Origin of the sequence: Paractinoplanes ovalisporus, from assembly GCF_016834655.1 — a bacterium.
Taxonomy (GTDB): domain Bacteria; phylum Actinomycetota; class Actinomycetes; order Mycobacteriales; family Micromonosporaceae; genus Actinoplanes; species Actinoplanes ovalisporus.
The window spans coordinates 171,643-190,238 of sequence record NZ_JAENHP010000003.1 but is presented as its reverse complement, the minus strand read 5'-3'; the positions used below and the strand labels follow the sequence as shown (position 1 = coordinate 190,238).

Annotated in this window: 19 protein-coding genes; 5 read left to right on the top strand and 14 right to left on the bottom strand. The window is 71.0% G+C overall.

Going from position 1 to position 18,596, the window contains the following annotated elements; translation table 11 throughout:
• Positions 1-178 precede the first annotated feature (178 nt).
• Complete coding sequence (locus tag JIG36_RS11025) at positions 179-1,159, top strand: hypothetical protein (RefSeq protein ID WP_236046632.1); 981 nt, start codon at positions 179-181, stop codon at positions 1,157-1,159.
• A gap of 396 nt (positions 1,160-1,555) precedes the next feature.
• Positions 1,556-1,894: an RNA polymerase-binding protein RbpA gene (locus tag JIG36_RS11020; protein WP_020517072.1), complete on the top strand. Its 339-nt coding sequence runs from the start codon at positions 1,556-1,558 to the stop codon at positions 1,892-1,894.
• Between the two features lie 499 nt (positions 1,895-2,393).
• On the opposite strand, the gene JIG36_RS11015 is transcribed toward JIG36_RS11020, so the two are convergent.
• From JIG36_RS11015 to kdd, 9 genes are all read right to left on the bottom strand, one after another.
• A complete protein-coding gene (locus JIG36_RS11015; protein ID WP_203376001.1) occupies positions 2,394-2,924 on the bottom strand; it encodes an FxsA family protein in 531 nt (176 codons plus the stop codon).
• Positions 2,925-2,977: 53 nt separating this feature from the next.
• Complete coding sequence (locus JIG36_RS11010; protein ID WP_203376000.1) at positions 2,978-3,766, bottom strand: polyprenol monophosphomannose synthase; 789 nt, start codon at positions 3,764-3,766, stop codon at positions 2,978-2,980.
• Positions 3,763-5,385: an apolipoprotein N-acyltransferase gene (gene lnt, locus JIG36_RS11005; protein WP_203376663.1), complete on the bottom strand. Its 1,623-nt coding sequence runs from the start codon at positions 5,383-5,385 to the stop codon at positions 3,763-3,765. The genes JIG36_RS11010 and lnt overlap by 4 nt, the downstream gene beginning before the upstream one ends.
• Positions 5,386-6,118: 733 nt before the next feature.
• Complete coding sequence (locus JIG36_RS11000) at positions 6,119-7,369, bottom strand: glutamate mutase L (RefSeq protein WP_203375999.1); 1,251 nt, start codon at positions 7,367-7,369, stop codon at positions 6,119-6,121.
• Positions 7,366-7,731, bottom strand: coding sequence for a 3-aminobutyryl-CoA ammonia lyase (gene kal / locus JIG36_RS10995; protein WP_203375998.1), 366 nt, complete (start codon positions 7,729-7,731; stop codon positions 7,366-7,368). The genes JIG36_RS11000 and kal overlap by 4 nt, the downstream gene beginning before the upstream one ends.
• Entirely contained in the window at positions 7,728-8,468 is a 741-nt protein-coding gene (gene kamE, locus JIG36_RS10990; RefSeq protein ID WP_203375997.1) for a lysine 5,6-aminomutase subunit beta, read from the bottom strand. Before kamE ends, kal begins: the two co-directional genes overlap by 4 nt.
• Positions 8,465-10,021 carry a lysine 5,6-aminomutase subunit alpha gene (gene kamD, locus JIG36_RS10985; protein ID WP_203375996.1) on the bottom strand — a complete coding sequence of 519 codons (1,557 nt, stop codon included), beginning with the start codon at positions 10,019-10,021 and terminating at the stop codon, positions 8,465-8,467. The genes kamE and kamD overlap by 4 nt, the downstream gene beginning before the upstream one ends.
• Positions 10,022-10,037: 16 nt before the next feature.
• Positions 10,038-11,552 (bottom strand): amidohydrolase, encoded by a 1,515-nt coding sequence (locus JIG36_RS10980; RefSeq protein WP_236046630.1) that lies wholly within the window; start codon positions 11,550-11,552, stop codon positions 10,038-10,040.
• A gap of 5 nt (positions 11,553-11,557) precedes the next feature.
• Positions 11,558-12,571 (bottom strand): L-erythro-3,5-diaminohexanoate dehydrogenase, encoded by a 1,014-nt coding sequence (gene kdd / locus JIG36_RS10975; RefSeq protein ID WP_203376659.1) that lies wholly within the window; start codon positions 12,569-12,571, stop codon positions 11,558-11,560.
• 136 nt (positions 12,572-12,707) lie between these two features.
• On the opposite strand from kdd, the gene JIG36_RS10970 reads away from it, so the two are divergent.
• Positions 12,708-14,069 (top strand): KamA family radical SAM protein, encoded by a 1,362-nt coding sequence (locus tag JIG36_RS10970; protein WP_203375995.1) that lies wholly within the window; start codon positions 12,708-12,710, stop codon positions 14,067-14,069.
• Between the two features lie 85 nt (positions 14,070-14,154).
• On the opposite strand, the gene JIG36_RS10965 is transcribed toward JIG36_RS10970, so the two are convergent.
• On the bottom strand, positions 14,155-14,346 hold the full coding sequence (locus tag JIG36_RS10965) for a CsbD family protein (protein WP_203375994.1): 192 nt from the start codon (positions 14,344-14,346) through the stop codon (positions 14,155-14,157).
• A gap of 111 nt (positions 14,347-14,457) precedes the next feature.
• Between JIG36_RS10965 and JIG36_RS10960 the strand changes: the two genes are divergently transcribed.
• A complete protein-coding gene (locus tag JIG36_RS10960; RefSeq protein WP_203375993.1) occupies positions 14,458-15,210 on the top strand; it encodes a class I SAM-dependent methyltransferase in 753 nt (250 codons plus the stop codon).
• Here JIG36_RS10960 and JIG36_RS10955 read toward each other — a convergent pair.
• The 3 genes from JIG36_RS10955 to JIG36_RS10945 are packed head-to-tail and all read right to left on the bottom strand — an operon-like array spanning position 15,207 to position 17,098.
• A complete protein-coding gene (locus tag JIG36_RS10955; RefSeq protein WP_203375992.1) occupies positions 15,207-15,662 on the bottom strand; it encodes an Lrp/AsnC family transcriptional regulator in 456 nt (151 codons plus the stop codon). The two genes, JIG36_RS10960 and JIG36_RS10955, sit on opposite strands and share 4 nt — an antisense overlap.
• Positions 15,663-15,679: 17 nt before the next feature.
• The gene (locus JIG36_RS10950) at positions 15,680-15,910 is read right to left on the bottom strand and encodes a putative signal transducing protein (RefSeq protein WP_203375991.1); all 231 of its coding nucleotides are present in this window, start codon (positions 15,908-15,910) and stop codon (positions 15,680-15,682) included.
• A 42-nt stretch (positions 15,911-15,952) separates the two neighbouring features.
• Positions 15,953-17,098, bottom strand: a complete 1,146-nt coding sequence (locus JIG36_RS10945; RefSeq protein ID WP_203375990.1) for an acyl-CoA dehydrogenase family protein — start codon at positions 17,096-17,098, stop codon at positions 15,953-15,955.
• A 59-nt stretch (positions 17,099-17,157) separates the two neighbouring features.
• On the opposite strand from JIG36_RS10945, the gene JIG36_RS10940 reads away from it, so the two are divergent.
• A complete protein-coding gene (locus JIG36_RS10940; RefSeq protein WP_307872665.1) occupies positions 17,158-18,069 on the top strand; it encodes a 5'-3' exonuclease in 912 nt (303 codons plus the stop codon).
• Here the strand turns inward: JIG36_RS10940 and JIG36_RS10935 are convergent.
• On the bottom strand, positions 18,066-18,542 hold the full coding sequence (locus tag JIG36_RS10935) for a GNAT family N-acetyltransferase (RefSeq protein WP_307872664.1): 477 nt from the start codon (positions 18,540-18,542) through the stop codon (positions 18,066-18,068). The genes JIG36_RS10940 and JIG36_RS10935 overlap by 4 nt on opposite strands.
• Between the last annotated feature and the right edge of the window lie 54 nt (positions 18,543-18,596).

The window sequence follows — 18,596 nt, the reverse complement described above, 5'->3', positions numbered from 1 at the left end:
CGGCTCACGGACGCGCGACAGAACGGCCCCGACGGGGGATTCACCCTGCCGGGGGACCGTCCACATCCACCCCTTGGAGGAATTCCCGCGACACGCCGCGCCGGTACATTGCTCGGCAGCTCGCACGGCGTAGGAACAACACCTCGCGCGGCGTGCGAAACCACCAGGAGGTGCCACGTTGCGGTCGGTGCTGCCAGGGGTGCTGGTCGTCGCGGCGTTTCTCGCCGGCTGCACGACTACCGAGCCGCGCACAACCACTGAGCCGCGCACGACCACTGAGCCGCGCCCGGGCGCCGAGCCGCGCCCGGCCCAGCCGACGCCGTCCCTCGCGCCGCCGAACGCGCCGACGGCGCCGGCCCCGCTGGCGGCCGCCGCGAGCAGGTTCCCGCTCGACGCCTACCTGCCGGCCCCGGCCGAAGCCAACGACCTCGACACCGTGATCGGGCGCCTGACCAGCGAATGCATGCTCCGGTTCGGACAGAAGTGGCAGAGCGGCGCCCGCAACAACTTTGACCTGCTGCGCAACCGTTCCAACCGGTTCGGCCTGGCCGACGCGGGCCTGGCGCGCAGCCTCGGCTACCACTGGGACGTCGCGGCGCCGGCCCCGGCCACCGACGAACAGCGGCGCTACCTCGACGGCAGCGGCACTCCGGTCCCCGGTCTCCCGGCGGGTGGCTGCAGCGGCGAGGCCGACCGCGCGCTCGGCTGGTCCTCGGCCGACTTCCGCTGGCTCGCCTCCCTGCAGGATCAGACCATGACCTCCACGTACGCCTCCCCACGCGCGACCGCCGTGACAAGCCGCTGGAGCGATTGCATGACCAAGAGCGGTTTCCCGTACGCATCCCCGCGCGCCGCCGAGACCGACCTCCGCTGGAACGGGCCGACGACGCCCTCGGCACAGGAGAAGCGCACCGCCGTGGCCGACGTCCGGTGCAAGCTCCAGGTCGGGCTCGCCGAGGAGCTGGCCACCGTCCTCGCCGCCGAGCAGACACTCGCCGTCGAAGCCAACCGGCCGCGCCTGGACGCGTTCCGCCGCATGGCCCGGTCCGCGGTCGCCCGGGCCGACACCCTCCGCGGTGATCGCCACTCCCCCGTGCCCGGAGGCCCCACCTCACCCCTCCCGCCTGGCATGTGGCGGACAAGACACACCTCGGCCTGACTGACACGCCCAAGACCGATAACGATCAGCGAGGTGGCCGCCACATCCCGTCCTGGCGTGACCTGGCCACAGCCCGGTTGGCGTTTGTGCTCAGGTTGAGTGTCCGGCGGACGAACTATGCTCGGCGCGGAGCCGAACAGCGTGGCGAAATAAGGGACTACTCGACCGAGTGACCGAGATCGCACCACGTGAAGAACTCGCATAGGCCGTAAAGTGGACCAAGGTCCACTTCGGCGGGGGTTCATGGTGCCGGGTAAGGGCCACGGGCGGTTACGCTCGTAGCGTTAACACTGCCGTCACAACGGCGGGACAGAGTCTCGGCGACCGTAGGAATCCGACGGCCGCCCCTTTCGTTACATCAACGAGAGCAGCACCACGAGCGAGGGGAAAGCCACCATGGGCGAACGCATGCTGCGCGGCAGCCGTCTTGGCGCAGTCAGCTACGAGTCCGACCGCAACACCGAGCTGGCGCCCCGGCAGACCCGAGAGTACCTGTGCGTGAAGGGTCACCAGTTCGAGGTGCCGTTCGCCGTCGACGCCGAGGTGCCCACCACCTGGGAGTGCAAGTTCGACGGCAGCGTCGCCCGACTGGTCGACGGCAGCGAGCCGGAGCAGAAGAAGGCCAAGCCGCCGCGCACCCACTGGGACATGCTCCTCGAGCGGCGATCGATCTCGGAGCTGGAGGACATCCTCAACGAGCGGCTCCAAGAGGTCCGCACCCGCCGAGGCCGCTGACCCGGCAGCCGGCACCAACCAGGAAAGGCCGCTCCCAACGACGGGGGCGGCCTTTTTGCTGCCCGAGGAACGGTCCCCCGTACGCAAACGAACAGCCGACGAACGCACAACGCGCAGACGCCACACGTGAACGCCGTGCGAAACGCGCACATCGCGCACGTCACGGCCATCCGCAACGCGAACATGACGATCGCGCGCGACACGCACCCGGCAGCCACACGAAACGCCCAAGCAGCGCACAGGACGGCCGTACGCAACGCGAACATGACGATCGCGCGCGACACGCCCCTGGCAGCCACGGGAGGGCGCAAACAGCGCACATCTAGACAGTGCATGCACGAACACGCGGCGGCGCACATCGAGACAGCTGCGCTGAGCGAACGGCAATGCACGAACGCGCAGCGCACAAACGCGCAGCGCACAAACGCGCGGAGCGTAGACAGCGCGGGCCCCGGGCCGTGGGACGGCCGGGGCCCGGAGAAGCGCGGGAGCGAGCCGGCTAGCGGATGACCTCGCCCTCGACGACTTCGCCCTCGATCGCGGCCGCGGGCGTGCGCTGGGCCGGGCGCGTCGGCTCCTCATCGATCACGACGATCGGCTCGCCGGTGTCGACGCGGACGTGGCGGGCACCGAACAGGTCGCCGGCCATCGCGCCGCCCACCTGGCGCTCGGTGTAACGCTCGACCTGCCGGCGGGCCAACTGACGGCCCGGAGGCAGCACCAGCAGCAGACCGGCCACGGCCGTCACAAAACCGGGCACCGCGAGCAACAGGGCGCCCAGCAGACCGACCAGCGAGTTCGACACCTGCTTGCCGGCGGGACGGCCCTCGGCGGCGGCCGCCTGGAAACGGCGCCAGCCCTTGATGCCCTCGCGGCGCAGCAGGACCATGCCGGCGATGCTGGCCGTGCCGCCCAGCAGGATGGCCCACCCGAACCCGATAGCGTGCGCCACCGAGATGAAGGCGACGATCTCGGCGAACGCCAGCAGGGGAAGTGCGATGGGAAGCAGGGCGAGCCCTCGACGACGCATGTGGTCCCTCCGTGTCAGGTTGACCTTCCCAAGCATGACACGGGTTGACGACGTCACGGCCAGGTGGAACCCTCGTCGGCCCGCTTGCGGAACCGCTTGCGGACCGCCTCGCGACGGGCCTGCACACCCCACAGAGTGACCCTGAGCAGCTGTTCCTTGAAAATGTTGCCGCTCATCTTGCTGACGCCGTGTTCGCGCTCGGTGAACGTGATGGGCACCTCGGCGATGCGGAACCCGGCCTGGTAGGCCCGCCAGGCCAGCTCGACCTGGAACGAGTAGCCGGTCGACGCCACCGTCTCGAAGTTGATCTCGTCGAGGACGGGCATGCGGTAGGCCCGGTAGCCGCCGGTCGCGTCGCGGAACGGCATGCGCAGCGCCATCCGGATGTAGATGTTGCCGCCGCGAGAGAGCAGCAGCCGGTGCACCGGCCAGTTGTGCACGCTGCCGCCGGGGATGTAGCGGGTGCCGAGCACGGCGTCGGTGTCACCCAGCGCGTCGAGCAGCTTGTGCAGCTCCTCGGGGGCGTGGGAGCCGTCGGCGTCCATCTCGACGACCGCGTCGTAGCCCTTGTTCTTGGCCCAGGCGAAACCGGCCTTGTACGCCGCCCCGAGCCCCTCCTTGCCGGCCCGGTGCAGCACGAAGATGTGGTCGTCGGCCTCGGACAGCTCGTCGGCGATGCCGCCGGTGCCGTCGGGCGAGTTGTCGTCGGCGACCAGGATGTCGACCTCGGGGACCGCACGGCGCACCCGCTCGGTGATCAGGCGGATGTTGTCCGCCTCGTTGTAGGTCGGGATCACCACCAGGACCCGCCCCACCCCGGGGTAGCCTTCCGCCTCGCTCACCGTGCCTCCGCATCGTCGTTCGTGGTGCGCCGGCGGCGTCGCAATCCAAGCGCGCCGGCCAGGGCGACGATCGTCAATGCGACCATCACCATCTCGGGCCAATGGCCCAAACGAGTCGCCAGCGTAGTCGTTCCGCCCAGACTCATGTCACGCACCATCACCGCGCCGACGTTGAAGCCGCTCGAGTCGTAGACCTGACCGGCTGTGCCGACGAACGCGGACACCCCGACCGTGGAGACCATCAGCGACTCGCGGCCGTGCTCCACCGCCCGCAGCCGCACCATGGCGAGCTGCTGGCGGGCCTCGGCCTCGTTGAACGTCGCGTTGTTGGTCTGCACGGCGAGAACCTGTGCCCCTCCGATCACAGTGTCGCGGACGATGTCGTCGTACGCCACCTCGAAGCAGATCACGTCGCCGACGGTGACCGCGCCGCTGTGCAGGACCCCGGGGTGGTCGCCGGAGAGCATGTTGCGCACCAGGTCGACCTTGTCGGTGACGAGCCGGGCGATCGAGCGCAGCGGCATGTACTCGGCGAACGGCACGGGGTGGCGTTTCACGTACTTCTGGTCGATGTCGGGGCCGGTGCCCGGGTTCCACAGGATGCCGGCGTTCTCGATGTCGCCCGGCACGTCGGTGCGCAGCACGGTGCCGACCAGGATCGGCGCGTTGATCGTGTCGGCCGCCTGGGAGATGACCGCCGCCGCGTCGGTGTTGCGCAGCGGGTCGATGTCGCTGGAGTTCTCGGGCCAGACCACCAGGTCAGGCTGCTTCTGCCGGCCCGCCGCGACCTCGGCCGCGAGCTTCTCGGTGGCGGTGACGTGGTTGTCGAGCACGGCGCGGCGCTGGGCGTTGAAGTCGAGACCGAGGCGGGGCACGTTGCCCTGCACGATCGCGACGACCGCCTTCTCGCCGCCGCTCGAGGCGACCGGCACGAGCAGCGGGCCGGCGATCAGCGCGGCCAGGGCGACCGCGAACCCGATCACCGGGCCGAGGGGGCGGCGGGCCCGCGGAACAGCGGAACCGGCGCGCCAGGGCCGCCAGGCCAGCGCGATCAGGGCACCCCCGGCGGCGGCGACGAAGAATGTGACGAGCGGGGCACCCCCGTACGCGGCCATGTGCAGGGCCGGGGCCTCGTCCTGGCTGAAGGCCAGCCGGCCCCACGGGAAGCCGCCGAACGGCGCCCGGTCACGCAGCGCCTCCTGCGCCACCCAGACCAGCCCCAGGATCAGCGGCCACAGCCCGCGCCAGCGGTCGATCAGCGGCGACAGCCAGGCCCCGGCCGCCCCCATCAGGCCGAGGATCGCGGCCTGGGCGACCGACAGGAGGGCCCACGGCAGCCAGCCGGCGGCGAACGTGGTCCACCACAGCAGCGGCAGGAAGAGCACCAGCCCGGCGATCGAGCCCAGCCCGAACGCGCGGAACAGCCGGCGGCGGTGGGTGGCCGCGGCCAGCAGCGCCACCCCGACCGGCGAGAGCCACCACAGCCCGTAGGGCGGGAGCGCGAGCAGCAGCGCGACACCGGCGAGAACACTGAGCGCGACCGCCCATCGGCGGGGCACCGGTCGCGGCGCCTCGCCCGGCCCCGTGACCTGCGGTGAAGCCGGGGGCTGCAACGTCATCTCCACCCGCGAGAGGCTACCTGGCGCCCTCTGGCCACAAACGGACAGTGCGGGCGGAGAGTGCATCGATAAGAGAACAATCGAACGACGAGAGAGAAAGATCAAGAGCCGGATGTCCCAGCGGGGTGGTGCGTACGGGCCGTCGCTCCCGCGGGGACCGCGGCGGGCTTCGCTGGCCGCTGCGCGTCCAGAACGCGAAACCCACCACGGCGACCTGCGTGAGCGGTTGCGCCCAAGAGCCGAAGCCCGAAAGCCAAAGCCAAAGGCGACAGCCGAAGCCCCCGAGCCGAGACGCAACGCGGAAGCGCAAAAGCCAAAGGGCGACGCCCGGGCAAAGCGAAGCGCGACCGGGGAACGGTCGCGCCTCGCGTGCTTTCTGCCATCCGGGGCACGGCCGGTGGGCCGTACGGAGGTCGCGGTCGCCTTCGGACCGACGCGCTCCGCGCCGGCTGCGCGGGTCACGCCGTTGTCTACTGGCGCCGTTCTGTCCTCGGGCCCACTCGGGCGCGACCGGTCCGCGCCGCCCCGCCGACCCCCACCCCCTGGACCTGGCTGAACGCGCGACCCCTGCGAGGACTGCGGGCCAGTGGGTGGAGGAACGAAGCGAACAGTGCCGCTCGCCGTGCTCAGGATTCGACGACGGTACGTCCGTCCCCCGCGGTCCTGTCAACCGGCGTCCCCGCTGCCGGGCGTGTCGCGTTCCTCGGCGTGTCATGTCCGGTACCCGTTCGGGCTACAGGCTGTTCACCAGCGCCGCCGCGGCGTGACGATGATCGATAGACAACAGGCCGGCGGCGGCCAGCACGTAGCGCGAGTCGATCACCGCGCGGGCCGAGGTGGGGGCGGCCCAGCCGCCGGCATGATCCGACAGCACCGCGTCCAGCACATACGCGCCGCCGCCGTGCCGCAGAACCCCGCCCGATCCGACCACGAGCCGGACGTCGCGCAGGTCGCGCCCACCCGTGCGGGGCTGACCAGGAGCGGACGAGTGACCGCGCGCGTGCCTGCGCAGCGCGACCGTGGCCGCCGCGGCGGCTAACGCAACGTCACTTGAGCGGTGTCCGGTTTCCGAAAGTGCCAACTTCTCGGCGGCCGCGGCGGCCCGGGTCCCGTCGGCACCGACAGCGACGCCGAGATCACCCTCCACAGTTCTGGAGCGCCACAGCGTCCCCGCCACGTCGCGCCGCGGTCCGGTCTCGGCCTCCGCGTCGGGCACCAGCGCCGAGTACACGTCGGTGGTCGCGCCGCCGACGTCCACGACCAGCACGCCGTACCCCGTCAGGTCGGCCAGGAGCTCCACTCCGGCCAGAACGGCGTCGGGGGTGGCCGCCCGCACCAGCGACGCGAACCGCGGCCCCCTGGACAGTTTCTTGCCGCCGATCACGTGGCGCAGGAACACCGACCGGATGGCCGCGCGCGCCGGGCCGGGGTCGAGCTCGCCGATGCGGGGCAGCACGTTGCCCGTGACGGTCACCGGAACGCGGCGCCCGGTCAGGCGGGCCGCGGCCTCATCCCGTACGTCCGCGTTGCCCGCCACCACCACCGGCACGCGCAGCCGGGAGGTCGCCAGCCGGTGCGCGTTGTGCAGCAGCACCTCACCGTCGCCGCCGTCGGTGCCGCCGACCAGCAGGATCACGTCCGGTCGGCTCTCGCGCAGCGCCGTGATGCCGCCACCGTCGAGGGGCCCGGCCGCCACGTGCACCACGCGGGCGCCGGCGGACAGCCCGACCCGGTGGCCGGCCTCGGCGGTGACCAGCGACTCGTAGCCGACCACGGCCAGCCGCAGCCCTCCCCCGGCCGACGAGCACACATAGAGCCGGTCGCCGCCGCCGACCTCGGCCACGGCCTGATCGAGTCCGGTCAGCACGTCGCTGCCGGAGGTGGTCGGCACCTCGGCCCGGCGCACCAGCACGCCCGCGTCGAGGTCGATCAGAGCCGCTTTGGTGTACGTGGATCCGACGTCCACGCACACGGCGGTCGTCACGGTTTGGGGGGTACGACGACCGTGCCCGTGGCGGTCACCGCGACGATCGGCTCGTCCAGAACGGAAGCGGCCGACCCACCCGTGCCCCGGGCCACAACCCGCGACGCGAACTCGATCTTGCGGGAGCGGGTGCCCATGTGCACGACGGTGGCGACGATCTCGAGGATGTCACCGGCCTGGATCGGGGCCTTGAACTGCACGTCGTCGTAGGAGGCGAACAGGCCCTCGTCGCCGTCGAGCTGGATGCAGACCTCGGTCGCGACGTCGCCGAACAGGCCGAGCGAGTAGGCGCCGTCGACCAGGTTGCCCGCGTAGTGGGCGTGCGAGTAGGGGACGTACCGGCGGTGGGTCACGGTGATCATTTAGTGGGGCTCCCGGCGGCTAGGGCATGGACGAGGTAGGAGGCGACTTCGCGGGGTGTCGTGCCGCGGGTGAAGATCCGGTCGACGCCGAGGTCGTCGGCCATCAGCTCGTCGAAGCGCGGCCCGCCGACGATCAGAAGCGGTCGTTTGCCGACCGGCAGGGCCTCCCGGAAGGCGGCCGACATGGCGCGGGTGTTCTGCAGGTGGGCGTCACGCTGGGTGACGACCTGGGAGACGAGCACCGCGTCGGCCTTGCGCTCCCGGGCGGTCTCGACCAGCTCCGGCACCGAGACCTGGGCGCCCATGTTCGTCACCGACAGCTCGCTGTAGTACTCCAGCCCCTTCTCCCCCGCGATCCCCTTGAGGTTGAGGATGGCGTCGATGCCGACGGTGTGGGCGTCGGTGCCGATGCAGGCCCCGACCACGTTGAGCCGCCGCCGCAGCCGCCGCTTGATGGCCGCGTTGACCTCCGTGGCGCTCAGCAGCGGGAAGTCACGCTCGACGACCTGCACCTGGTCGGTGTCCACGAGGTGGTTGACCTTGCCGTAGACGACGAAGAACGTGAACCCGTCGCCCATCTGCTTGGCGTGCACGAGCAGGGCCGGGTCCATGCCCATCTTGTTGGCGAGCTGCACCGCGGCGCCCTCGGCCCGCTTGTCGTGCGGGACGGGCAGCGTGAACGACAGCTGGACCATGCCGTCGCCGGTCGTATCCCCGTACGGGCGAATGATGCTCACTGTTCCAGCGCCTCCGTGACGGGGTTGTAGTAGTCCTCGTCGTGTTTCGCGACGCCGTCGAGGCCCTTGCCCCGGTCGGCCGGCCGTTTCATGATCCCGAAGGTGCCGTCGGCGATGGCGTCGAGCAGCGAGTCGTCGACGATCTTCTCGAGCAGCTCGATCGCCTCGGACAGCACATGGTGGGCGCGGCTCTGGATGAATCCGCCGGGGGCCGGGACGAAGTCCTCGTGCAGGCTGCCGGCGCCGTTGAGCACGTAGCGCACGTTCTGCAGGGCCACGTCACGGTCGGACAGCCACGGCGTGACGACGGCCTCGGTCATCATGCCGACGAGCAGGATGCCCTGCCCGGTGAGCGCCCCGACCAGGTTGAAGAACCCGTCGAGCAGGTTGCCGCGGAACACGTCGCCGGTCATGTGCTTGGTCGGCGGCATCCATTTCAGCGGCGCGTCCGGGAACAGTTCACGGGCCAGCAGCGCGTGGGCGAGTTCGAGGCGGAACGACTCGGGCAGATCCGGGTTGATCTCGAAGGCGTGGCCGAGGCCGAGCTGCCAGTCCTCGAGCCCGGCCTCGTGGGCGAAGAACTCGTTGAGCAGCTGCGACACCGTCACCGTGTGGGCCGCCTCGACGGCGTCGGCGGTGGTCAGGTAGTTGTCCTCGCCGGTGTTGATGATGATGCCGGCGCGGGCGTGGACCTGCCGCGAGAACCGCTGGTCGACGAAGGTACGGATCGGGTTGATGTCGCGGAACAGGATGCCGTACATGCTGTCGTTGAGCATCATGTCGAGGCGTTCCATCCCGGCCAGGGCGGCGATCTCGGGCATGCACAGCCCCGACGCGTAGTTGGTCAGCCGCACGTACCGGCCGAGCTCCTTCGACGTCTCGTCCAGGGCGGCCCGCATGAGCCGGAAGTTCTCCTGGGTGGCGTACGTGCCGGCGAAGCCCTCGCGGGTGGCGCCCTCGGGCACGTAGTCGAGCAGCGACTGCCCGGTCGAGCGGATCACCGCGATCACGTCGGCCCCGGCCCGGGCGGCCGCCTGGGCCTGCGGGATGTCCTCGTAGATGTCCCCGGTGGCGACGATCAGATAGATCCAGGGCCGCTGCCGGGGATCTCCGAACCGTTTGATCAGCCGGTCGCGTTCCCGCCGCCGCCGGTCCACGACCTTGAGACCGGCGCCGGCCTGGGACCGGGCGGCACGGCGGGCCGCAGTGGACTCGGCCCGGGTGGAGGGCAGGTCGAACCGGACCGCACCCGCGGCGGCCTTCTGCGCGAGCACGGTGATGTCGTCAACGCCGGTGCTCCGCATCGCGTGGAACACCGGGACCGCGACGCCGTGCCCGAGCCCGACGTCGGCCCGCACGGCGTCCACCAGGCGGTTCACCCAGGGGATGCCGTCCTGGTCGGCCCCGTGCACCCCGGCCAGCCGCAGCACCGCCCGCTCCACCGACACGGTGGTGTGCGAGCGGGCCAGGTCGACCACCGGCTGCCCCGCCCTGGCCGCGAGCCGGCGCGCTGTGCGCACCGTCCGCGGGTCCAGATCCAGCTTCCCCGCCACCCTCAGCTCCTCGTCGTCAGACTTCGTAGATCGTTTGCCCGTGCAGGACCGTCCGCCGGCACACCGGCCGCGCCGGGGCCACGCCCTCCACGTCGGGCAGCAGGTCGGGCAGACCGGCCCGGACGCCGCCCGGGGTGTCCCAGACGGCGAAGGTGGCCGACTTGCCCGGTGCCAGCACCCCCGCGTCGTCGACCAGAGCCGCCCGCCAACCGCCGCTGGTCGAGGCCGCGAACGCCGCCCGCACGTTCATCCGGTAGACCGGGTTGCGCGGGGCCGCGGCCGCCACCACGACCGCCCACGGGTCGAGCGGCGTCACCGGCGAGTCGGAACCGAAGGCCAGCTGCACCCCGGTGGCGTGCATGGCGCCGATCGGGTTGGACGCCATCGCCCGCTCGACGCCGAGGCGCTGCGCGTACATGCGGTCGGGGCCGCCCCACAGCTCGTCGAAGACCGGCTGCACCGAGGCGATCACCCCGAACTCGACCATCCGGGCGATCATCGCCTTGTCGATCAGCTCGACGTGCTCGATGCGGTGCCGGCCCTCGCGCACGGCGTCGACGCCGACCGACTTGGCGGCCAGCGCGAACCCCTCCAGGACGGTCTCGATCGCGGCGTCGCCGATCGCGTGGAAACCGCCCTGCACGCCGACGGTGATGCAGTCGATCAGGTGGTCGGCGGCCTGGGACGCGCTCACGAAGGCCTCGCCGCACCCGCCGGTGGAATACTCCGAGCGGACGTGGGCGGTGCTGGACCCGAGAGCGCCGTCCGCGTACAGGTCACCGGCCGCGCCGACCGCGCCCAGTTCCTTGGCCTTCAGCGCCCCGCCCAGCTCACCCCAGTAGCCGAACACCTGCGGCAGGCCCTGACCGCTGAGCGCGAGCACCGAGGTGAGGTCGGCCTCGCTGGACGTGCCGGGGCCGCCGCACTCGTGCACGGCGGCGATGCCCAGCGACGCGGCCTTGGCCAGGGCGGCCCGCTGCGCGGTGGTGCGTTGCGCCGGCGTGAGGTCGTTGAGGGCGATGGCCCGTACGGCGTGGTGCTGTTCCTCCTTGACCAGGCTCTCGCCCGTCGGGAGTCCGGCCGCGGCGAGCAGTGCCGGTGAGGTGAGGGCGGAATGCACCGACGCCTGCGACAGGTAGACCCGGCGGCCCCCGGCGGCACGGTCGAGCTCGCCCGCGGTCGGCAGCGTCTGGTCGGCCCAGGTCGACTCGTCCCAGCCGTGACCGTGCACGACGGCCTCGGGCGCCCGGGTCGAGGCGAAGGCGGCGACCGCGTCCAGCAGCTCGCTCCGGTCACGGACGGCGGACAGGTCGAGCCCGTCGATGGCCAGGCCGGTATCGGTGGCGTGCTGGTGGGCGTCGACAAAGGCCGGGGTGACCAGGCCGTTGTCCAGCTCGACGGTCCGGTCGGCCCGCGGGGCGTCGCCGCTGTCGCCGAGCCAGGCGATCCTTCCGTCGCGGACCAGCATGGCGGTGGCCCGCGGGTCGGCGGCGGAGTAGAAGCGGCCGTGGGTGTAAAGCACCTCAGTCATGGGCGTCAGTCTCTCGCGAGCCGCGCCTCGAAGAGAGACCGGACCGCCGGGACACGGCGGACGAGGTCGACCGCGAACTCGGCGTGGCCGGGCACGTACCCGTTGCCGATCAGCATCGTGACGTCGGCGGCGAGGCCTTCGGCGCCCAGCGCGGCGGCCGGGAAGCTGGTCGCCATCGAGAAGAAGATCACGGTGCCGCCGGGGGCGGTGGCCAGGATCGCGCCGTGCTCGCAGCCGGGGACGTCGACGCAGACGACCGTGATCGTGGCCGGCTCCCCCACCGCGGCGGCCACGTCGACCGGGTTACGGGCGTCGGCGATGGCCACCTCGTCGGCCACGCCGGCCGCGGCCAGCGCCGCTCGCTCCTGTTCATTTCGGACAAGTCCGATTGTTCGAGCACCGGCCAACCGGGCTGCGGCGAGAGCCAAGGAACCGCTCTTGCCGGCACCACCGAGCACGGCAACGCGCGGAGAAGAGTAGCCGCGGACAATCCGGTCAGTGAGCGCGGGCGCGCCGCAAACGTCGTAGACGGCCAAGGCCAGCGCCGGGGACAGATCGTCGGGCAGCACGCCGACGATGGAGCGGCCGAACAGAATGGCGGTGCCCGAGGCCGGGACCTGCTCGGAACGACCGTCCCAGTTCGCCAGGCCGTCCGTGATCCGCAGCGGGGTCAGGGTCAGCGAGACGAGCGTGGCGACCCGGTCGCCCTTCTTGACACCCAGCGGCGAGCGCGGGCCCACCTCGTCGACCACGCCGATCAGCATGCCGCCGGAACCGGTGACCGGGTTGTGCATCTTCCCGCGCGTCTCGACGATCGCCAGAACCTCCGAGCGGATCGCCGCACCGTCGCCGGAGTGCTTCTCGGCCAGCTGGCGGTAACTCGCGGCATCCAGGTTCAGGCGCTCCACCCGTACGCGAACCTCGTCGTCTTTGATCTCGGGGGCCGCATCCAGTCGCCAGGCCGCCTGCGGCAGCACCCCGGCCGGCTCGAGAACCCGGTCAAGACCGACAGAAGACACCATCAACCCCACCCTCACCAAGAAATCAAGAAGCTCGCCGCGGATCCAAACCGTAAATCCTCCGGCCCACTGTTTACCAGACCGGAAATTCTCCAGTAGCGTCTGACTGGTCCGAACGATCGATCAGGGAGCCGCCGTGACCCAGCCCGCCGGTCAGCCGTACGAGTACCGCCGCCGCACCCTGGTCGAGCCCGACTGGACCCGGTTCCCCGGGTGGCGCGACGTGACCGCCGAGCAGTGGCAGTCGGCCCAGTGGCAGCGGGTCAACTGCGTCAAGAACCTCAAGCAGCTGCGCGCCGTCATGGGCGACCTGCTCGACGAGAGCTTCTACACCGACCTCGAGACCGACCAGAAACGCCTGGCCACGATGTCGATGCTGATCCCGCCGCAGATGCTCAACACCATGGTCCCGGATCGCACCCCCGACACGGAGGCGTTCTACGCCGACCCGATCCGGCGCTACATGCTGCCGGTGGCCACCGACCGCCACCTCGACTGGCCGTCACACCCGCACGCCACCCGCGACTCGCTGCACGAGCACGACATGTGGGTCGCCGAGGGCCTGACCCACCGCTACCCGACCAAGGTGCTGGCCGAGCTGCTGTCGACCTGCCCGCAGTACTGCGGCCACTGCACCCGCATGGACCTGGTCGGCAACAGCACCCCCACGGTCGACAAGCTGAAACTCACCCTCAAGCCGGTGGACCGCTACGACGCCCACCTGACCTATCTCAAGGCCCACCCCGGCGTACGCGACGTGGTGGTCAGCGGCGGCGACGTCGCCAACGTGCCGTGGAAGCAGCTCGAGGCGTACCTGATGGGTCTGCTCTCGGTGCCCACCGTGCGCGACATCCGCCTGGCCACCAAGGCGCTGATGGGCCTGCCCCAGCACTGGCTGCAGCCTGACGTGGTCGAGGGCCTGCACCGGGTCGCCATCACCGCTCAACGCCGCGGCGTCAACCTGGCCGTGCACACCCACGTCAACCACGTGAACTCGCTGACCCCGCTGGTCGCCCAGGCCGCACAGACCCTGCTCGAGGTCGGCGTGCGCGACGTGCGCAACCAGGGCGTGCTCATGCGGGGCGTCAACGCGACCACGGCCGACCTGCTCGACCTGTGCTTCGGACTGCAGGGCGAGGCCGGCATCCTGCCGTACTACTTCTACATGTGCGACATGATCCCCAACGCCGAGCACTGGCGCGTCCCGGTGTGGCACGCCCAGCAGCTGCAGCACGACATGATGGGCTACCTGCCGGGCTACGCCACCCCGCGGATCGTCTGCGACGTGCCGTTCGTGGGCAAGCGCTGGGTGCACATGGTCAGCGAGTACGACCGCGAGCACGGCATCTCGTACTGGACGAAGAACTACCGCACCTCGATCGAGCAGAACGACGACGAGGCGTTGTCCAAGCTCTACGCCTACTACGACCCGATCGACACGCTCCCCCAGTCCGGTCAGGACTGGTGGCGCAAGCAGGAGGCGTCCGCCCAGTCGTGAGCACATGGAACGGCCCCCGGGACATCATCCCGGGGGCCGTCTCCTTGGATTCCTCGCGACTGGCGCTCGGAAATCTCGGGGCCGGTCAGCTGAACGCGTCGCGGACGTCCTTGCCGGCGTCCTTGACGTGCTCACCCGCCTTCTTCGCGTGGGCGGCCGTCTCCTGAGCCTCGCCCTCGGCAACCAGGCGCTCGTTGTCGGTGGCACGTCCCACGGCCTGCTTGGCCTTGCCGGTCAGTTCCTCGGCCTCGTTCTTGACCTTGTCGGTGAAGCTCATCGCACAAACCTCCGTGGTTGTCGGCTCGGCATCTGATGTTCCCTTGGCGCGCTTGGCCCAAACCACACTGCGTATAGCGTCCTAGGATGTTGCCGGTCGGAATGGATCGGGATGGATAAGATCGTGATCGTGAACGACCGCTCCGCACATGCCCATTCGTTCGGTCCCGCCGCCGAGATCTACGAGCGCGGCCGCCCCTCGTACCCGCAGGAGGCTCTGGACTGGCTGCTCCCGTCCGGCTCGCCCCGGGTGGTCGATCTGGGCGCCGGCACCGGCAAGCTGACCCGCCAGATCCACGACCGGGGGCTACCCGTGACCGCGGTCGAACCGTCGGAGGGGATGCTGGCGCAACTGCGGCGCTCGGTGCCCGGCGTGCCCGCCCTGCTGGGCAGCGCCGAATCGCTGCCGCTGCCGGACGCCTCGGCCGACGTGGTGCTGGTGGCCCAGGCCTGGCACTGGGTCGACCCGGCGCGGGCGGTGCCCGAGGTGGCCCGGGTCCTCTCCCCCGGCGGCCGCCTCGGTCTGCTGTGGAACCTGCGCGACGAGCGGGCCGACTGGGTGCGGCGCCTCGGCGAGATCATCGGCAGCGCGGAGTCCGAACGCGACACGGCCGTGGGTCCGCCGTTCGGGCCGGTCGAGATCAGGCACTTCGAGTGGACCGAGACGCTGGGGCCCGAGCGACTGATCGACATGGTCGCGTCGCGCAGCTATGTGATCCTGCTCGAGCCCGACGAGCGCGCGGCGCTGCTGAGCGAGGTCCGCAAGCTGATGGCCACCCATCCCGACCTGGTCGGGCGCACCGAGTTCAAGCTGCCCTACATCACCGAGTGCGCCCGGGCCACGCTGCCGAGCCAGGCCAGCTAGGCCAGCTCGGCGGTGATGCGCGGGGGACGGTTCTCGTACGGGGTGGACAGCACGACCGTCGTCCGGGTGGTGACGTTGGCCGCCGTCCGGATCTCCTGCAGGAGGCGTTCCAGGTCGGCCGGGCTGCCGACCCGGACCAGCAGCATGTAGAAGTCCTCCCCGGCGACCGAGTAGCACGAGTCGATCTCGGGGAGGTGGGCCAGCCGCTCGGGCGCGTCGTCGGGCTGTGACGGGTCGAACGGGCGGATCGCCACGAACGCCGTCAACGGCAGTTCCAGGGCCTCGTACGAGACCTTGGCCGTGTAACCGGAGATCACGCCCCGCTGTTCGAGGCGGCGGACGCGCTGATGGACGGCCGACACGCTCAGGCCGACCCGCTCGGCCAGGTCGGTGTACGACAGGCGGCCGTCCGCGGTGAGGGCGCCCACGATCGCCCGGTCGATCTCTTCCACGGGCGCCACCCTACAGGCTACGAGGCGTTCTTCTCGGCCTCGGCCAGCAGCGCCCGCGCCTGGGCCTCGTCGTCGGGATGCACCTGCACCTGCACCCCGTCGGTGACGGCCAGGGCCGGGTCGAGACCGCCCGCGTCGTCGGCCAGGGAGATCGCCCGCAGGCCGTTGCTGGTGAGCAGTCCGACGATCAGGTCGGCCTCGATCTGCGAGCCGGGCATGGCCACGGTGACACCCTCGATGTTGTCCATGGCCGCCAGCTTTACCTCCGGATCAGCCCGGCGAAACCTCGTTCACCCCTTCACGAGGGCGCGGCTGATCACGAGGCGCTGGATCTGGTTGGTGCCCTCGACGATCTGCAGCACCTTGGCCTCGCGGAACCAGCGCTCGGCCGGGTGGTCGCTGACGTATCCGGAACCGCCCAGCACCTGCACGGCGTCGGTGGTCACGCGCATCGCCATGTCGGTCGCGAACAGCTTGGCCTTGGCCGCCTCGGTGGAGAACGGGCGTCCCGCGTCCTTGAGCCGGGCCGCCGACAGCAGCAGGGCCCGGGCCGCCGAGATCTGGGTGGCCATGTCGGCCAGCATGAACCCGACGCCCTGGAAGTCGGCGATCGGCCGACCGAACTGGTGGCGCTCGCGGGCGTAGGAGACCGAGTAGTCGAGGGCGGCCTGGGCCAGCCCGACCGCGCAGGCGGCGATGCCGAGGCGGCCCGCGTCCAGCGCCTCCATGGCGATCGTGAAACCGGTGCCCTCGGCGCCCACCAGGCGGTCGGCGTCGACGCGGCAGTTGTCGAACACGATCTGCGACGGGGCCGACGACCGCAGTCCCATCAGCCGTTCCGCCTTCTGGGGTTCGAGCCCGGGGGTTCCCGCGTCGGCCAGCAGACAGGAGATGCCACGGGCGCCGGCTTCCCCCGTACGGGCGAAGATGTTGTAGAAATCGGCGTCGCGCCCGTGCGTGATCCAGGCTTTGGCGCCGTTGACGACCCAGCCGTCCTCGTCGTCGCGCGTGGCCCGGGTCTGCAGGGCCGCCGCGTCGCTGCCACCCTGGGGCTCGGAGAGGCAGTAGGCACCGAGCAACTCGCCGCCGAGCATGTCGGGCAGCAGCTTGCGCAGCCGCTCGCTGCCGTGGGCATAGACGGGATAGCAGGCCAGGGTGTGCACGCTGACCGCCTCGGCGATCGCCAGCCAGCTGCCGGCCAGCGTCTCGAGCACCTGCAGGTAGACCTCGTAAGGCTGGGCGGCCCCGCCCACCTCTTCGGGATAGGGCAGGCCGAGCAGGCCGGACCGGCCGATCGTGCGGATCACCTCGCGCGGGAACTCACCGCGCGCCTCGTAGTCGGCGGCCTTTCCGGCTAGTTCGCGCTCGCAGAGCTCGCGCGTCAGGTCGAGGAGGTCGTGGGCTTCGGCGGTGGGCAGCATCCGATCAACTGTCACGGAGTTAGCTTAACGGTCGTTAGGGCGGAGAGGCGACGGCATGCCGTTAAGGTGGCACGGTGAAAGCACAGCCGCTGCTCGCCGTCGATGCCGCCAGCCTCTATTTCCGCGCCTTCCACGGCGTCCCCGAGAAGGCCGCCCGGACCAGCGCCGGCGAGCCGGTGAACGCGATCCGTGGATTCATGGACATGATCGCGCAACTGGTCCGCACGCGGCAGCCGGACCGGCTGGTCTGTGCGCTCGACGCGAGCTGGCGCCCGGCGTGGCGGGTCGAGCTGGTGCCGTCGTACAAGAAGCACCGGGTCGCCCACGGTGACGTCGAGGTGGTGCCGCCGGCGCTCGAGAAGCAGATCCCGGTGCTGCTCGAGGTCCTGGCGGCGGTCGGCATCCCGGCCTTCGGGGTGGACGGCTACGAGGCCGACGACGTGCTCGGCACGCTCGCCGTGACCCAGCCGGCTCCGGTCGAGGTCGTCTCCGGCGACCGTGACCTGTTCCAGCTGGTCGACGACGAGCGCGGAACCCGGCTGCTCTACTGCGGGCGCGGCGTGGCCAAGCTCGAAGACGCGGACAACGCGCTGGTGGAGAAGAAGTACGGGGTTCCCGCGCGGTGGTACGCCGACTTCGCGGCGATGCGCGGCGACGCCTCCGACGGCCTGCCCGGGGTGGCGGGTGTGGGAGAGAAGACGGCGGCCCGGCTGATCATGCGGTACGGCGGCGTGGAGCAGATCCTGGCCGCACTCGACGACCCGGAGGCCGGGTTCGCGCCGGGCGTCCGCACCAAGCTGGACGCCTCGCGTGACTACCTGGCCCGGGCGCTGCCGGTGTGCAAGGTGGCCCTCGACGTGAAGCTGCCCGCCTTCGACCCGGCCCTGCCCCGCGCGCCGAAGAACCCGGACGCGCTGCTCGCGCTGGCCGAGCGGTGGAACCTGGCCTCCTCGGCCAAGCGCCTGGTCGACGCCCTGGCCGGCTAGAACGTCAGCGCGTACGTCTGGCCGTTGACCGGGCCGGTGCCGAACCCGTCGTGCGGCTTCTCGCTCGTCAGTTCGAAGCCACGGGACTGGTAGAGACGGCCGGCCGTGGCCTGCTGGTCGGTCGTCCACAGCCGCATGCCGGCATAGCCCGCCTTGCGCGCGAAGCCGAGGCAGGTGTCGACCAGCTCGCCGCCGACCCCGTGGCCGCGCGCGTCGGGGTGCAGCAGCAGAACCCGCAGCACGGCTGTGTCATCGCCGCCGTCGACGCAGAACACGCAGCCGACCCGGTGGCCGTCGAGCTCGGCGATCCAGGCAGCCTCGCGGTCGGGGTCGTGGGCCGCGGCGAAGTCGGCCACGATCCGGGCCACGAGGGCTTCGAACGAGGTGTCCCAGCCGCTCTCCCGCGCGTACAGCTCGCCGTGCGCCTTGATCACCCAGCCGAGGTCGCCGGGCTGTCCCAGTTCACGAATCACGGTCGCCTCCCGCGTTTCCTCGTTTCCTTCGACTGAAACGAGCGTTTCAGTGGG

Bases quoted from the DNA above. Each gene is read 5' to 3' on its own strand.
- JIG36_RS10980 (WP_236046630.1), bottom strand. From the start codon at position 11,552: ATGACTGAGGTGCTTTACACCCACGGCCGCTTCTACTCCGCCGCCGAC.
- JIG36_RS10950 (WP_203375991.1), bottom strand. From the start codon at position 15,910: ATGGACAACATCGAGGGTGTCACCGTGGCCATGCCCGGCTCGCAGATC.
- JIG36_RS10960 (WP_203375993.1), top strand. From the start codon at position 14,458: ATGGATAAGATCGTGATCGTGAACGACCGCTCCGCACATGCCCATTCG.
- kal (WP_203375998.1), bottom strand. From the start codon at position 7,731: ATGATCACCGTGACCCACCGCCGGTACGTCCCCTACTCGCACGCCCAC.
- JIG36_RS11015 (WP_203376001.1), bottom strand. From the start codon at position 2,924: ATGCGTCGTCGAGGGCTCGCCCTGCTTCCCATCGCACTTCCCCTGCTG.
- JIG36_RS10965 (WP_203375994.1), bottom strand. From the start codon at position 14,346: ATGAGCTTCACCGACAAGGTCAAGAACGAGGCCGAGGAACTGACCGGC.
- JIG36_RS11020 (WP_020517072.1), top strand. From the start codon at position 1,556: ATGGGCGAACGCATGCTGCGCGGCAGCCGTCTTGGCGCAGTCAGCTAC.
- lnt (WP_203376663.1), bottom strand. From the start codon at position 5,385: ATGACGTTGCAGCCCCCGGCTTCACCGCAGGTCACGGGGCCGGGCGAG.